The sequence below is a fragment of the Marinobacter sp. genome, assembly GCF_965229985.1.
GTDB lineage: Bacteria > Pseudomonadota > Gammaproteobacteria > Pseudomonadales > Oleiphilaceae > Marinobacter.
In genome coordinates this window covers 1,817,624-1,832,335 of sequence record NZ_OZ245935.1, presented here as the reverse complement: position 1 = coordinate 1,832,335, position 14,712 = coordinate 1,817,624, and the positions used below count along the sequence as shown (strand labels likewise).

The window sequence follows — 14,712 nt, the reverse complement described above, 5'->3', positions numbered from 1 at the left end:
CATCCTAGGAACGGGGCTCCGATTAGACAAATGAATTTGTTTGAGGGATGGTTATGAATCTGGTTGATGAGTTCAGGTTTCGGCAGTTTGCGCGCTCTTCCTGTTGCTGATCCTGAGCCCAAGGATCACCAGGAAGGCTCCCAGCCAGATGGTTAACGAGTAGTTTTCCCTGAACCAGATAACTCCGATCAGCAACCCGAATACGGCCGCTACGGCACCGAGCTGACTGTAGAAAACCGGGTTGGAGCGACGCTGCAGCTCAAAGGCGCAAAGGTAGGTCAGCGCGGTTAGCAGGCCCTGAAGAATGACAATGCCAGGGAGGTGAAATCCTGTGCTTTCCGGGAAAATGGAGGTCCCCGTCAGACCTGCGAAAAGGCCAAGCGTGAAAGCCGACGCCAGCAGCGTACCCGATGCAAGGATCATGGGTTTTACATCATCAGGCCAGGCTACTGAGCGATAGACGTTACCGATGGATAGCATGGCCGGGATAATCAGGCCCATGGCAAACCAGAGTATGTTGGGGCTGCTGATTTCCGAATGACGTTGCAGCACAATCCAGGTGCAGGCGACGACCGCAATCGATAGCCCGGTCAGTTTGATCCAGCTGCGTTTTTCGAGCCCGATGCCAGTGGCGATCAGAAACGTAAATATCGGTGGCAGGGCGTACATAATGCCCGTGAATCCTGCCCCCAGTTTGGTCACCAGATAAAATCCGATGACATTCGGGACTGCGATACCGGTCAAACCGCTGATAAGAAAATAACGGGTCAGGCGACGTTCCAGCAGAGATCGGCGTTTTTGAGAGCACAACAGCAGAACGGCTCCTGCAATGAGCGTTTGCCAGAAGGCATAAGTGACGGCCGGCATGCCCTGGGATGTTGCCGCTTTTGCCAGTGCCAGCATCAGCGCGATCAGAAATCCGTTGGCCAGCAGAAGCCCCCAGACTGCGGCCTGGGGCGGGAGAATTGCACGCTGCATTGAGGCTATCATCACCAAGTACTCCGGGTTGTGGAGGAATATCACCAGGAACCAGTTTGCCGCATTTGATTCCGTTGATAATTGAGCGCATTCGAACAATACTCCTTCCAAATCAGAAATAATCAGGGGGTTCTGTGGCCACCGACAAGCTGGTAGCGATGACGATCTTCAGGCGCGTTGCGGAGCTGGGCAGCTTTACCCGGGCTGCGGACGACCTTGAGATCACCGCAGCAACGGTCAGCAAGCATATTGCCTTTCTGGAGCGGGATCTGGACACGAGACTCATCAACCGAACTACCCGCCGCATGAACCTGACCGATGCCGGGCTCGCCTTTCTGAAACGCACCCAGTCCCTGTTGGATGAGCTGGAAGACGCCGAGTTGGAGGCAAGAGGGTTTCAGGCGGAGCCCCGAGGGACGATAAGACTGAATGTGCCCATGTCGTTCGGTTTGACCCACATAACAGAGGCCATCGACAGTTTTCTCCGCGACTATCCTGAAATCGATATCGATCTTCAGCTCAGTGATCGAATGGTTGACCTGGTGGAGCAGGGCGTAGACATCGCTATTCGGATTCGAAGCTCCCTGGCCGATTCGAGCCTCATGGCCAGGCCACTGAGAACGTCCAGAAATATTGTTTGCGCATCGCCTGGGTATCTGGAAGGTGCCCCGGAGATTCACGATCCGGAGGATCTGACACAGCACAACTGTCTGACGTTTTCGCTGCATGACAGACCGAGAGTCTGGGAGCTGGGCGATCGGGAGGTAAGGGTTAGCGGCAACTATCGAACGGACAGTAGCCTGGCGATCCGCCAGAGTCTGTTGAGGGGGGCCGGCGTTGGTTTATTGCCGCGGTTTCTGGTTCAGGGAGATATTGAGAAAGGCGCACTGATTCCCCTGCTGCCTGACTTTCCACCCAAACCCTATACTGTATTTGCCCTGTTCCCGCCGGGGCGCAAGCAACCCACGAAGGTCCGCCTGCTGCTTGATCACCTCGATCAGCATCTGGGGGAAAAACCCTACTGGGAGTAGTGCAAAGTGCACGAGGTGTTTACGGTGACCAGCTCATTGTTTCCGTACCGGAAAATATGTAGTTCTATTCTATCCGTTTTTTTACTCGCTACGGTCTCATAGAGTTGCTACTTCATCCCGAAGGAGACAACTTTATGAACATACACGAAGCCCTGGACTGGCGTTACGCCGTCCGTGAATTTTCGCCCGAGAAGCTCGATGCCCAGACGGTGGAAACACTGGTTGATGCGGCTCGCAAGAGCGCCTCTTCCTACGGACTGCAGCCCTACAAAATTCTTGTCGTTGAGAGCAAAGCGGTACGACGGGATCTACTGGCTTATTCTTTCGGTCAGCAGAAGGTGTTGGACTGCTCACATCTGATTGTCTTTGCGGCGCACGCGGATATTGGCGATCACACCGTCGACAGGTATGTCACACAGTTTGTGAAAACCCGAGGCGTGCCTGTAGAAGACATCTCGGGCTACGTGAGCCACATGAAACAGGCACTTGCGGCCAAATCCCGCGCGGAGAAGCAAGCTTGGGCGCACCAGCAGGCCTACATTGCACTTGGTACTCTGCTTACCGCGGCGGCCTCAATGCGAATCGATAGCTGCCCGATGACCGGTTTTGACCACAGAGCCTACGATGAGGTACTCGGATTGGCGGAGTTAGGTCTGGAGAGTTCTGCCATTGTTGCCCTGGGCTATCGCAGCGCACGTGACAGGAGTTCTGGCTTGCCCAAAGTGCGTTTTGATTACGACGATCTGGTGATCTGGATGTAAGTGCTGGCTTGGCCGATTGATCGCTCTGGCTGGTGTTCCTTTGCCATAGGGTATAGGTTCGGAAGAACGGCGATACATTTTCAAGCAGACTGCCGTTCAAAAGGAGCACCAGCTCTATGAAGGTTTTTTCCAACCCGGTTGGTTCCGGAAATCTGTGGTTTGATAATCTCACCACGGCACAGGGCACGCCCGTCGCGTACGATCCACAGGCGAGGGCCTTCGTTCCCATGCCTCCCTTCTGTGTAAATCGGGATATTATCGGCTGCAACTGGATTGCGCCGGAAAAAGGGGCCTTCTGTCGGTCTTGCGCGATGACGGCGCTGGCACCTGATCCCAACATTCCCAATGCCATGCCGAACTGGGCCGAGACTGAAGCGGCAAAGCGCTGGGTGCTGGATAATCTCGGCCGTTGGCACTGGTTTCGCCCTGAGGATCCAGGTACGCGCCCGGTTTTTCACATGTTGGCCGAAGGCCTGACCCCCGTTGCCATGGGGCATGCCAACGGGGTGGTAACGATCAGTGTCGCAGAGGCGGATCCAGTGGTTCGTGCCACCCGGAGGCAAGCCCTGGACGAACCCTATCGAACCATGGTCGGCCATATGCGCCATGAAATCGCCCATATGCTCTGGTGGCGCCTTAGCTTGCGTGAAGACTTTCTGGATGCGTTCCGGGAGATGTTTGGTGATGAACGCGCCGATTATCCGGCGGCCCTTGAACATCACTATCACAAAGGTCCGCCGGAAGACTGGAGGCTGTTCTATCTCACCAGCTACGCCTCGGCACACCCGCACGAGGACTGGGCGGAGACTGCCGCACACCTGCTGCACCTGACGGACATCACCGACAGCTTGGTGTCATCCGGTCTGACCTCGCCCGAGGTGCCGAGACAGGGTTGGGATCCCTACTCGGAGCCCGACACTGCAATGCTGATTAACGTTGCTGCGTCACTGGCCATCCGGGTTAACCATGTGAACCGCTCCATGGGACTGTCTGACCTGTACCCGTTTGTCCTGTCCGAAACGGCGCAACGCAAACTTGCGTTCGTGCACGACTGGTTACGCCGCGGAGCCCAGGGCCTCTAGTCCAAGTGAGCGCCGGTCAATCAGGCCGGTGCCACGCCAAAGAGCCACTGGTGGGCCCACACCACCATAACCACATACACTGCCAGACCTCCAACGATCGCAATGACGTCATTGGCTTTGGTGGCTGGCAACGTTGTGATGGCTCGCTGAGTTCTGCGCTTCATGGAGATCCGGTCGGCTACGGCCCAGGCCAGGAAGGAGCCGAATAGCAGAAGGTCGTGGAGCATCCCGTTGGCCAGCAGGTGAGCCAGAGCCCAGAGTTTGACGGCAACGAGCATGGGGTGCTTCAGTTTCGCCTTGATCTTGCCGGGCAGGTAGGTGGCAAACAGCAAGGGGAACACAGGCACCAGAAGCAGGAATGCCACGTGCTTGAGCCAGGCCGGCGGCACGTAGATCACTGTCGGATCCATCCGGGCGGCGCCATAACCCCAGACGATCAGAACCAGACCTACAAGGGACACCACGGAATAGAGTCCTTTGAAGGCGCCCTCGCCCATGGACGCGTTCAGCCGGTTACGCAGCGGCTCGTTAATTATGGAAAGCGAATGCACGCCCAGAAACAGAATGAGACCAACGATCAGTGTGGTCATTTGCAAAACTCCTTTTGGCTTGAGCGACAGGGTTGTCTGATTGGCTGGGCGCTTTTCTTGGAAAGCCCATTTGTGTGAAATCCAGATAAGTATAGGAAACCGGGACAGCAGATGCCTGAGCGTTTATGATCGGCGATCTGATTCACCGGATTGAAAAGGCGCCCATGAAGTTTCCCAAGGTCACTGTTGTATTGGTATCTGCCGCCCTGCTGTTTGTTCTATGGGACCAGACCCGTGAACAACCCGACCCCATCGATGCAAACCGCCTGACCAATTTGCGGGCCAATCCTGTTGAACTCAGTGCTGCAGTCGACTGGATTTTCACTCAGATTCCGGACTTCTGTTCTGATGTTACTGACGAGGGCAGTGGCGCGAAGGCCCAAGCTGATTGCGTCGAAAAAGCCGAGGCACGAACCTCTACGTGCCGTCGGATGCTTTACGACCGATTCCCGAGTGTTGTTGCCTCAGAGGCGGTATTCCGGGATGTTTCACTCACGGCGATGGAGTGTCTTGTGCCCCGTTCAGGCTTGGTAAAGTAGGCCGCATTCCACCGATTTTTGGATAAGACGTGTGTCAGCATTCCGAGGTTATCTGGGTCACCGTGCACTCCGGATCGCCGAAGGAATCGTATTCGACATAGCAGCCGGGGCCGGCGCCAGATCCTGCAGGCAAAGAAAACCCTACACGGGTGTACTGGTTGTCGACGAAGGTCTCCAGGGAGGAATCGTTGGCGTCCACCGAGATGTAATCAAGCATTGTTAGCGTATCATCCGCCTCGGCGCGGCTTTCTGGGCACAGGTTGCGCCAGTCGACTTCCGAGCGGCCCGCTTCAGTTTCTATTACATAGTTGGTCTGTATTCCGCCGGGATTGCTGGCTGCTGGGGACAGCCCCTGTGCATAGGCTTTGCTTCTCACTATTCCTATTGTGCTTTTCATCGTGCCTTCCAGTGAATCCAATGCCGCCAGGCGGGCATCGGTTGAGAGGTCCGAAAATCGTGGCAGTGCAAAGGCGGCCAGAACTCCAAGAATGACAACGACGAGAACCAGTTCGATCAGCGTAAACCCGTCTGCATTCGGCTGTTTTTCTGGGCGAGTTGCCATGGCCATGGATAGTGCTCGTCTGAAGGCTTTGATAAACAAAGCATTATTTCATGAAGTCTGAAACGGATCCATGTTGCTTTATTGATCGGACCCTGAGTGGGATCGATAGCCTGAAGGGCTGACTCCGAACCTGGACTTGAACGCCCGGCTGAATTGACTGGAATCATTGAATCCGCAACAGAGCGCAATGGCGGTGATTTTGTCTCGGCTGTTCCTAAGCAGGTCTCGGGCCCGGATTAATCGCTGCTCCTGGACATATTGATAAGGCGCACAACCGAATGTAGCCCTGAAAAGCCGGGCAAAATGATAAGGGCTCAGGTTGACCCAGCTGGCCATGTCGGCAAGCGTTAATGACTGATCCAGATGAGCGTGGATGCGTTCCTGCAGCATTCTGCGGTACCGAAGTGACAACTGCCCCGTGACTTCCGGCAGTGTCTGTCGGACGCCGGAATGGCGACTGACAACCTGGAGAAGGAGCCATTGTGCGAGGTGGTCCATGGCCATGGTCTGGCCGGGAGCCTGCCAGTCGCTGAGCGCGAGGAGCTTTCCGGCCTGGGCGAGAACCGGGTCTTCGGCGTGGTACAGCTCGGAAAGCTGGCGCTTGTCCGGATCCGCATCCCATGTCTGTTCTGCGCACCGAGCGACGTCCAGGTCATTGAAATAGAGATGAAAAAATTCGAACTGTCCGCTGATTTGCCAACTTGAGCGGCTGCCCGCCGGGAACAGGCATACGGCACCCGGAAAGCCCTGGCTTACAACCTTACCGTTCAATACCCTTCGGGCCTGCTCGCCCTTGTCTATGTAAATGCTCAATGCATGGTGACGGGGCCGTTCGTAACGCACTTCGCCCTGACGATTCTGCCATTGCGCCAGAGCCCGCCCCTGATCCAGTTCAAGCATTCGCTGCGGAGCGACGCCAGCCGTTCTCAGGGTATCGACAATGTCGCGATTTGCCGGGCGCGATGGCGTTGGGCATTTGGGCATGGAATCAGAATCGGTCTGCATAGGGAGCCTCCGCAAGAATCATCCATGGTTCAGCAGGATCTGACAAGTTTTGGTGTGGTTTGAGCCCTATGCTGGTCCCTGCTCAACAATTGTTCCCGATAGCAACAGGAATTAACGCCATGCCCATCTCTGTTCATTATGGTCTGACGGTACTGATCTGGGGGCTCACCTGGACAGCGATTCGTTTGCAGGTTGAAGCTGCGCCGGTCGACATATCTGTTTTTTACCGATTCGTCATGGCCTCTGTCGTCGCATTGCTGGTTGTAGCTCTGGTGCGCAGGCTGGAAAAACTGACCCTCAAACAGCACGGTTGGCTGGTGCTGCAGGGGGCAACCCTGTACAGCATCAACTTTCTGTTGATTTATCGCGCCGCAGAATCGATGACAAGCGGTCTGCTGGCGGTGGTGTTTTCGCTGGCCGCCCTGTTTAACGCTTTGAATGGCTGGCTCTGGTTGCGCCTGAAACCTACCGCTCGGCTTTATCCGGCAATCTCTCTCGGTATCACGGGCGTGGCCCTTCTGTTCTGGCATGATCTGCAGCTTGGCAATGCCACGGCGACCAGCATTCTGTTCGCGATTGCCGGAACCTTCTGGTTTTCCATGGGTAACCTGGTCAGCATCAAGGTGCGAATGTCACAGGTGCCGCTCTTCCTCGCCAACGCATGGGCCATGGTCTACGGCGCGGTGATTCTTGGCATCTGGTGCCTGATTCAGGGTGTGGAATGGGTGGTTCCGACTGCGGCGACATTCTGGGGGGCAACCGTCTTTCTGGCGGTGCCTGGCTCCATCATTGCCTTTTATTGCTACATCACCGTTATCCAGACTCTCGGAGCCGACAAGGCTGGCTACGCCACCGTGCTTTTCCCGGTGGTCGCCCTGAGTGTATCGACCTGGCTCGAGGGTTTTGAATGGACAGCAACCGCGGTGCTGGGCGCATCCCTGGCCCTGCTGGGAAATTATGTTTTGTTCCGATCGGCCAAAACATAACGCTGGTGTAGCTCGCGCACTGCGTCTGCGAGCGCGGGGAAGGGGCCCTCGGTGGGCACGCCCGGAACCACCTGGTTGATTGGCAGGGTTGCAACGGGCGGTGGCGCCACATGCAGTTCGTCCAGCCAGGTTGAAAGCTGCTCTGACGAGCTTGCATAGACGATTCGCCCAAGGCCAACCCAGCCGTGTGCAGCCGCGCACATCGGGCAGTGCTCGCCAGAGGTATACACCGTTGAGGCAGCTCGCTCATCCTGGGTCATGTTCTCGGCAGCCCAGCGGGCGATCTCGAACTCGGGGTGGCGGGTTTCATCACCGCCAGCGGTTTCGTTGTGTCCCTCGTACCTGACGGCACCGGTCTCATCCACCAGCACAGAACCAAACGGCGGGTTCCCGCTATCAACGGCCATTGAAGCCAGTTCCACGCAGCGGGCAAGGTGTTTCATTTCAGTTTCGTAGATCACAATTACTCCTTCACTGACCTCGGGCGTCCAGATAATGCATCCAAAGCATGCGGGCTGCTACCGCTCGCCACGGCGCCCATTGTTCGGCAAAGGCCAGTTGCTCTTCTTGTGTCGGTCGGGCGTCGAGGTTCTTGATGTCCCTTATCGCGGAGGCCAGAGCCAGGTCTCCCTGGGGCCAGACATCCGGTCGCCGTAGCGCCATCATGTAATAGATGTCGACGGTCCAGGGCCCCAGACCGGGTACTTCTAAAAGGTGGCTTCGGCCCTCGGCATCGTCAAGTGTTGCAAGCCGTGAGAGGTCCAGCTCACCACTCGTTATCCGATTGGCCAGCTCAACACAATACCTGGATTTCTGTCGGGTAAGCCCGACTCGTCTTAGCTCAGGTTCGCCAGCCCTCTGGACCAGTTTCGGGGTTACCGATCCAAGGTGGGACGCTAGCCGCTGGAACATCGTAGCTGCGGCTTTGATAGAGACCTGTTGTTCAAGGATGATGTTGATCAATGATGCAAAGCCCGGTTCGCGAGTCCAGATTGGGGGGTATCCCAGTCGGGCTCGCACCTCGCAAAGATCGGGATCTTTCTCAGCCAGGACGTCAACGCCCATCCTCAAGGTTTCGTCAGTGATCGTCTTTTGTTGCATAAGCCCCTTTTTGCCTAATGGCGAGCCGATTCCCGGTCTCCGTTCAGGATCTGCTGCTGCACATAGGAGCGAGCTTGCTCCGGCGGCAGAGACTCCATTGCAAAGGTCAATGCCGACCAGACCAGAGCCATCATGACGGTCTGGAGTGAAACGCTGCCATCGGCGGGCAGTACCTGGTCGTCTGCCAATAAGGTGTTGATGACCTGCAGGAGCTCGGGAGAAGAGCGGCAATCCTCAACAGTTGCAGGGATTGATGGTGTATCCGGGGATACGTGCTCAAAGAACAACGTTTGGGCTGCTCGGGCGTATCCGGCACGAAAAGGCTTCTGGTTCGAGCGTTCGATGATGTTTCCCATCGCGCTGCAGATGGAAGCCGAGATCACGATGCCCGAGTAGCCGCCGGGTGTGTCGTGACGAAGCTGTCGTTTCGATCGGAATTGTTCGAGCCGTTTCGAGATGGCTGTGCCGTAGTGGGCGATCTCGTCCACCATTTCAACGCCGCTGTCATCGAAGGGTTTGGTTATCAGGCTCATGGAATGACTCTCAAATCAGTCGGGCAAACTGGACAGCCGCTTTGGAACCGGCCCCCACGAGCCCTGTCCACAGCCTTAGAAGAAGACTCGCTTCAGCGGATCGATTTTGCCCGGCTTCGTCACGATGGTGGACTTCGTCGAGCCGGCATTTCTCGAATCCTGCAAGTATAGCCCGCTCCGACTCGCGCCATGCATACGGAGAAAGCGTTTTGATCTGCTCCTGGTAGTGCAGGTCAACAAAGGTTTCCACGGCTTCGATCGTGGCGAAAATCGCCTGTTTTCCCATCAATGCCGGGATAAGACCCGTCAAAAAGCCGGCCAGGCGCCACAGTGGCAGCAGCAGGCTTGGGCGATAGCAGCACTGAAGCTGGTTAAAGAAACGTAGATGCTCGCTCTCCGACGCCAGGTGCTCCGTTGCGAAATTCAGCAGCTCTTTTCGGGGGCGCGTCGCCAGAATTCCCCGGTAAATCCAAACGGCACCGGTTTCTCCCGCATGACTGCAACGCAGCTCCTGCTCGAATTGCCTGCTTACTCCAACCTGAGAGAGCTGGTGGTGTATACCGTCGATGTTAAGCTCCGCCATCATTAAATTTCCGCAGACACGATAAGGTTTGTACGAACGAGGCCACCTTTGGTTCTCAGGCTCGATCGCTGGCGAAACACGAGTGTCATTCCCATAAGGATATGCCCTTAGCCCGGAAAAGAATCCCACTGTGTTTAAGGCGCGTACCGTTTTGAGTATTTTCAACGACCAACCAATGAGGTGAAGTCAAAATGAAACTTACTTTCAAGAACGGTCTGACCGCAATTGCACTGACACTGGTTTCCGGTTTCGCCATGGCAGCGGAGCACGTTGTCGAGATGAAAAACTCCGGCGCTGACGGTGCCATGGTCTTCGAGCCAGGCTTCGTGAAAGCTGAGCCCGGCGACACAGTTAAATTTGTTCTGGTGGACCCGGCCCACAACTCCGTTTCCGTAGAAGTGCCTGAGGGCGCGGATGGTTGGCAGGGCGCCATGAACGAGGGCATCACAGTGACGCTTAATGAGGAAGGAGTGTACGTCTACAAGTGCACGCCCCACGCGGCATTGAACATGGCTGGCGTGATTCAGGTAGGTGAGCCGGCGAACTATGACGCTGCAAAAGCGGCCGTCGATAAACTGACCGCAGCAGCCGCCACCAACAAGGAGCGGTTGACTGGCTACTTCGAACAGGTTGAGAAGTAACTTCTCCATCCCAGCCGCGGTTCTTTTGCCGCGGCTGCTTTCGTTTCCTTAAGCAAAGCTGACCCACCAAGTAAATTTTGGTCAAACCTTCCATAGTCAATTCGTCGGCGTATAAAAGCGGCTACAATAAGTTTGAGGGCGTTCAGAATTCGTTTGTAAGCCTCATGTACAGCTCTGCTGAAGCGTATTTTTCTCGAGTGCGTCCCGATGAAGGTTCTAGGCTGTTTTTTGTTTTTGTTTTTCTCTTTTCAGGCTGTCTATGGTGATGAGCTGTCCGACGAGCCTCTCCTCTTCTGTAACAGCCATTGGCCACCTTACAGTTATGGTAATGACGATGGTTTAGCCATCGGTGGATATGCAGTTGATTTCTTGCATGAGGTATCAGGCCGAATTGCGCGACCGGTCGAGTTGCGAATTCTTCCCTGGCTTCGATGCCTCAAAATGGCAGAGGATGGCGACGTTGACGGCATCATGCTGCTCACCGAAAACGAGGAGCGAAAGCAGTTTCTGCTCATGAGTCGCCCGATCATTTCCGATGCCAACCTGCTTTGGTACCGAATTGATAGCCCCCACGCCCTTCCGCGTTCGAGGTTTGCCGATTTGCAAGGGCTCAGAATTGGGGTGGTGACAGGTTTCAATTATGGTGAGCCATTTAACACTGCTGTAGTGCAATCGAATCTTATGGTGGATGAAGCACCATCAATTCTGGGTAATTTCAGGCGTCTGGATCGTCACTGGATAGATGTTTTTCTGGTCAACCGGATGGCAGCGGACTATGCGCTCCATGATTATCCGCTGTTGAAAGCGAGGATGGTGGCGCATGAAGGGCCGTTCGAGTCAGTCGGTTTCCGAATAGGCCTGGCAAAAGCTGGGCGGGCAGCCGGTTTGTTAGCAGACATCGATAAGGTTCTTGAGGATATGCGCGAGGATGGCACTATCGACCGAATCATGCTCGAAGAACCTTTCGAATACCGCAGATAAAATCCTGCCTCGGAACAGCTCTGCTCCGCAATAATGGGCGTAATTACAATTCGATTCGACCTATTCAGGAGGCGACGTTTTGAGCAGCGACCCGGCTTATGTTCCCCGCATTGCCAGTGCACTGAAAACACAATTCGTGGCTGATGCCCTCGCCATGCCCGTACACTGGTATTACAACCCTATGGATATCGAGAAGGCTTTCCCGGGCGGCATCCAGGGATTTGAAGCTGCACCTGACTTTCACCCATCTTCCATCATGTCTTTGCACTCGACCCGAAGCGGTGGTCGTCGCTCTGGTCATAAATCTGAGGCGGAGCCGCAAATTGTGGGCAACGTGATCCTTAAGGGCCGTGGCCAGTTCTGGAATGTGCCGAACGTGCATTATCACCATGGAATGGGCGCGGGCGAGAACACCCTGAATGCCCATTGCAGCCGCGTGCTCATGCGTTGCCTGGCGGACGGGAACGGTGAATACAGTTCTCAGGCGTTTCTTTCGGCGTACATCGGCTTTATGACCGCCGATCCACCGGCGCATCCGGATACCTATGCTGAATCCTACCACCGAGGGTTTTTCGCCAATTATGCGAAGGGTTTACCGGCGCAGCAGTGTGCCATGGTTACCCACGATACGCCTTCCATCGGTGGCCTGGTGACCATTGCCGCACTGGTGTTTGCGGAGCGACTTCGTGGCAGGGACGTAACCGGAATTCAGGCCCGCTGTCGGGACCATCTTGCGCTGACCCATCCGGATGAAAGCTTGATGAAGGTTTGCGACCGCTACGTGAAACTTCTCTGTGGTCTGCTCGAAGGTCCGGATGACGAGGGGATCAAGGCGCTGCTTTCAGAGGCTGGCAAGGGTGCTGGCGGGCTGGATGTCGCCGGATTGGTCAAGCGGAACCTCCCCGACAACCAGGTCGTAGGTCGGATGTATTCGCCGGCGTGTTATATCTCCGACTCCTGGCCGGTTGTTCTTTACCTGGCCTACAAGTACCGGAACGATCCATGGCTGGCGCTGCGCATGAACACCAACCTGGGTGGCGATAACGTTCACAGAGGCATCGTGCTGGGGACCCTGTTGGGCCTGACGACCGGTCAAGTGGCCACCAACTGGTTCGATCAGTTGGTGGACCACAAGGCGATCAGTGAGGAGATCACCGCGCTGATCAGCGCGGCAAGCGCTCCCAGATAGTCACTTCAGACAGGGTATGCTGGAACTTGTGTTGGGTTTCGCGGATAACGAAAGGCACTTTTTTCGGCTCACTGACTAACCGGAAATGCTGTGAGAGGTGTTCTTTCAGGCCATCCAGCGTGGTGTGGTTCTCACCGTCCTTTTTGAAACCGCCAATCCACTCGTCTTTGGGCGTATGTTCTTCCAGCCAGGTATAGGGGGAGGCAATAACCAACAGGCCACCGTCGTTAATGCGCTCGTGGATGCTGTCCAGGAAGCGCCTTGGGCGGTAAAGGCGATCAATGAGGTTGGCCGCCAGAACAAGGTCGTAGCCCGAGTACTGCGGTTTCAGGTTACAGGCATCGCCCTGGTAGAAGCTTACCCGATCTGAGCATTCCTCAAGGCCCAGCTCTTTGAGTGTCCGGGTGTGATAGCTGACCAGCTCACCTTCCTCTGCCAGCGCATAGCGAATGGAGCCCTGCTCGGCCATCTCCACGCCCAGCCTGATAAAGTTGGCCGAGAAATCGACGCCTTCCACCTCGTCAAAGCGCTTTGCCAATTCAAAGCTGGACCGGCCGCAGGCACAGCCGAGATCCAGGGCTTTTCCGGTTGGCTTGCCCGTCATCGCATCCAGGGCAAGATCCGCCAGGGCCTTCGGAAAGTTTTCCACACTAAACCAGGTGTCACCGAAGTGGAACTCTGCGTATTCAGTCAGCAACCGGTCGCTTTCATAGTAAGCATTGGGTTGCACTGCTTCGCTTTCGGAGGCGATGTAGCGGAAGCCGGCATGCTGGAAGAAGTGCCTCCGGAAAGCATAACGAGCCGATAACCGGGACTCGTTGCCGCAGGAAATCCAGGAGCCGCCTTTGATCAGGTTGTGTTGCCCGTCGAACGTCGGCGTTGTGAAATCGTCGTACAGCGGATGCACCTTGAAATTATCGAACGGATAGGTCGGTGTTTCCGTCCATTGCCAGACGTTGCCAACAACGTCGAACCACTGACCGTGCCGGAACCGGGTAACCGGGCAAGAAGATGCTCCATGGTCGAGATGCAGGTTGGCATTTGCGGGATCATGGCCCACTTCTTCGATGCCGGCCTCGGCGCACAGGCGGTACCACTCGTCCTCGGTTGGCAGGCGGATTGGCTGGCCGGTTTGCTCCTGTTTCCACTCGCAAAAGGCTTTGGCCTCGTGGTAGTTGACCTCGACGGGCCAGTCCCAGGGCATCTCGACCTCTTCAGTCATAAGGCGCAGATGCCAACCGTTCTGCCAGCGCCAGAAAGTCGGATGCTTCGCCCTGGCGAATTGCCGCCAGGCACAACCTTCGTCACTCCAGAACTGGTCTTCCTGGTAACCACCGGCTTCAACAAACTCCAGAAATTCCTGGTTGCTGACGAGATACTGACTGGCCCTGAATTCATCGACCTCGGCCTCATGCTCGCCATATTCATTGTCCCAGCCGTAGTAGGCGTCATCGTAAGATTTGCCGATTGAAACTGTGCCGGCTGGCACGGTAATCAGTTCGTTTTCCGGCGCTTCACCGGTTTCACGAATCGGGGCCCATTCCGGCTGCGGATGGACCCTTGCCAGATCATGCTGGCGGATTAGCACAGACGAGGTCTCCAAATGGATACGCTCGTGCTCGACGCCCATGACGATCGGCCACCAGGGACTCTCCCAATTGATCGGCAGGCTAAGCGGGAGTGTTTCAATCAGGTCCAGAACGGTGGCGCGGACTTTAGCCCGGTAATCCAGCACCTCGACAACGGTGGGCCAGTCGTAATGATCTTCGTCCAGATCGTCCCAGCTCATCTCATCAACGCCCACCGCGAAAATCGACTCCATGTGAGGGTCGATGCGCTCCGGGAGGAGTTTGGCCAGCACCAGTTTATTGACGAAAAAAGTCGCGGTATGGCCGAGGTAAAAAATGAGAGGGTGTCTCAGGGGAATCGACTTCTGGAAATAGCCCGAATCATCGGCGAGGCAGTCGAAAAGGCGCGTGTAGGTATCAAAGGTGTTCGTGAAGTAGGAAGCGATTTCAGCGCGTTTGTCCTCCACAGACCCAACACTCAGATCCGGCGTTCTGAGCAGGCCGACTCCGGGTTTGAGGGCTCGGCTGGGGGACTGCACTTCCGGTATTGGCATTGTCATTTCTGGACACGTCCTTTGTTGT

17 protein-coding genes are annotated in these 14,712 nt (G+C 55.9%); 8 read left to right on the top strand and 9 right to left on the bottom strand.

Annotation, left to right across the window (positions count from 1 at the left end; genetic code table 11):
- Positions 1-72: 72 nt before the first annotated feature.
- Positions 73-978, bottom strand: a complete 906-nt coding sequence (locus tag ACO06L_RS08375) for a DMT family transporter (protein ID WP_202348354.1) — start codon at positions 976-978, stop codon at positions 73-75.
- Positions 979-1,112: 134 nt separating this feature from the next.
- Here ACO06L_RS08375 and ACO06L_RS08370 point away from each other — a divergent pair, with 134 nt between their 5' ends.
- The 3 genes from ACO06L_RS08370 to ACO06L_RS08360 all read left to right on the top strand — a co-directional run bounded on the left by ACO06L_RS08370 (position 1,113) and on the right by ACO06L_RS08360 (position 3,852).
- The gene (locus ACO06L_RS08370; protein ID WP_064227818.1) at positions 1,113-2,009 is read left to right on the top strand and encodes a LysR family transcriptional regulator; all 897 of its coding nucleotides are present in this window, start codon (positions 1,113-1,115) and stop codon (positions 2,007-2,009) included.
- Positions 2,010-2,143: 134 nt separating this feature from the next.
- The gene (locus ACO06L_RS08365) at positions 2,144-2,770 is read left to right on the top strand and encodes an NAD(P)H-dependent oxidoreductase (protein WP_202348325.1); all 627 of its coding nucleotides are present in this window, start codon (positions 2,144-2,146) and stop codon (positions 2,768-2,770) included.
- A gap of 116 nt (positions 2,771-2,886) precedes the next feature.
- Positions 2,887-3,852 (top strand): zinc-binding metallopeptidase family protein, encoded by a 966-nt coding sequence (locus ACO06L_RS08360; RefSeq protein ID WP_064227820.1) that lies wholly within the window; start codon positions 2,887-2,889, stop codon positions 3,850-3,852.
- A gap of 20 nt (positions 3,853-3,872) precedes the next feature.
- Here ACO06L_RS08360 and ACO06L_RS08355 read toward each other — a convergent pair whose 3' ends face one another.
- Positions 3,873-4,442, bottom strand: coding sequence for an NnrU family protein (locus ACO06L_RS08355; RefSeq protein WP_202348326.1), 570 nt, complete (start codon positions 4,440-4,442; stop codon positions 3,873-3,875).
- Between the two features lie 125 nt (positions 4,443-4,567).
- On the opposite strand from ACO06L_RS08355, the gene ACO06L_RS08350 reads away from it, so the two are divergent.
- Positions 4,568-4,981 carry a hypothetical protein gene (locus ACO06L_RS08350; protein ID WP_202348327.1) on the top strand — a complete coding sequence of 138 codons (414 nt, stop codon included), beginning with the start codon at positions 4,568-4,570 and terminating at the stop codon, positions 4,979-4,981.
- 34 nt (positions 4,982-5,015) lie between these two features.
- On the opposite strand, the gene ACO06L_RS08345 is transcribed toward ACO06L_RS08350, so the two are convergent.
- Together ACO06L_RS08345 and ACO06L_RS08340 are read right to left on the bottom strand one after the other, a co-directional pair.
- Positions 5,016-5,549 carry a prepilin-type N-terminal cleavage/methylation domain-containing protein gene (locus tag ACO06L_RS08345; RefSeq protein WP_202348328.1) on the bottom strand — a complete coding sequence of 178 codons (534 nt, stop codon included), beginning with the start codon at positions 5,547-5,549 and terminating at the stop codon, positions 5,016-5,018.
- Positions 5,550-5,621: 72 nt separating this feature from the next.
- Complete coding sequence (locus ACO06L_RS08340; RefSeq protein WP_202348329.1) at positions 5,622-6,548, bottom strand: helix-turn-helix domain-containing protein; 927 nt, start codon at positions 6,546-6,548, stop codon at positions 5,622-5,624.
- Between the two features lie 119 nt (positions 6,549-6,667).
- On the opposite strand from ACO06L_RS08340, the gene ACO06L_RS08335 reads away from it, so the two are divergent.
- Positions 6,668-7,534, top strand: coding sequence for a DMT family transporter (locus tag ACO06L_RS08335; protein ID WP_064227824.1), 867 nt, complete (start codon positions 6,668-6,670; stop codon positions 7,532-7,534).
- On the opposite strand, the gene ACO06L_RS08330 is transcribed toward ACO06L_RS08335, so the two are convergent.
- Genes ACO06L_RS08330 through ACO06L_RS08315 form a run of 4 tightly spaced genes read right to left on the bottom strand, consistent with a single transcriptional unit; the run spans position 7,504 to position 9,754 of the window.
- Positions 7,504-7,995: a nucleoside deaminase gene (locus ACO06L_RS08330; protein WP_230708102.1), complete on the bottom strand. Its 492-nt coding sequence runs from the start codon at positions 7,993-7,995 to the stop codon at positions 7,504-7,506. The two genes, ACO06L_RS08335 and ACO06L_RS08330, sit on opposite strands and share 31 nt — an antisense overlap.
- 10 nt (positions 7,996-8,005) lie before the next feature.
- Positions 8,006-8,635, bottom strand: a complete 630-nt coding sequence (locus ACO06L_RS08325) for a DNA-3-methyladenine glycosylase family protein (RefSeq protein WP_202348330.1) — start codon at positions 8,633-8,635, stop codon at positions 8,006-8,008.
- 14 nt (positions 8,636-8,649) lie between these two features.
- Positions 8,650-9,168 carry a hypothetical protein gene (locus tag ACO06L_RS08320; protein WP_064227826.1) on the bottom strand — a complete coding sequence of 173 codons (519 nt, stop codon included), beginning with the start codon at positions 9,166-9,168 and terminating at the stop codon, positions 8,650-8,652.
- Between the two features lie 10 nt (positions 9,169-9,178).
- A complete protein-coding gene (locus ACO06L_RS08315; RefSeq protein WP_202348331.1) occupies positions 9,179-9,754 on the bottom strand; it encodes a demethoxyubiquinone hydroxylase family protein in 576 nt (191 codons plus the stop codon).
- 188 nt (positions 9,755-9,942) lie between these two features.
- Here ACO06L_RS08315 and ACO06L_RS08310 point away from each other — a divergent pair, with 188 nt between their 5' ends.
- From ACO06L_RS08310 to ACO06L_RS08300, 3 genes are all read left to right on the top strand, one after another.
- Positions 9,943-10,392, top strand: a complete 450-nt coding sequence (locus tag ACO06L_RS08310; RefSeq protein ID WP_202348332.1) for a pseudoazurin — start codon at positions 9,943-9,945, stop codon at positions 10,390-10,392.
- A gap of 207 nt (positions 10,393-10,599) precedes the next feature.
- A complete protein-coding gene (locus ACO06L_RS08305) occupies positions 10,600-11,373 on the top strand; it encodes a substrate-binding periplasmic protein (protein WP_064227828.1) in 774 nt (257 codons plus the stop codon).
- Between the two features lie 79 nt (positions 11,374-11,452).
- Positions 11,453-12,562, top strand: a complete 1,110-nt coding sequence (locus ACO06L_RS08300) for an ADP-ribosylglycohydrolase family protein (RefSeq protein ID WP_202348333.1) — start codon at positions 11,453-11,455, stop codon at positions 12,560-12,562.
- On the opposite strand, the gene ovoA is transcribed toward ACO06L_RS08300, so the two are convergent.
- Positions 12,537-14,690 carry a 5-histidylcysteine sulfoxide synthase gene (gene ovoA / locus ACO06L_RS08295; RefSeq protein WP_227716097.1) on the bottom strand — a complete coding sequence of 718 codons (2,154 nt, stop codon included), beginning with the start codon at positions 14,688-14,690 and terminating at the stop codon, positions 12,537-12,539. The two genes, ACO06L_RS08300 and ovoA, sit on opposite strands and share 26 nt — an antisense overlap.
- Positions 14,691-14,712: the final 22 nt, after the last annotated feature.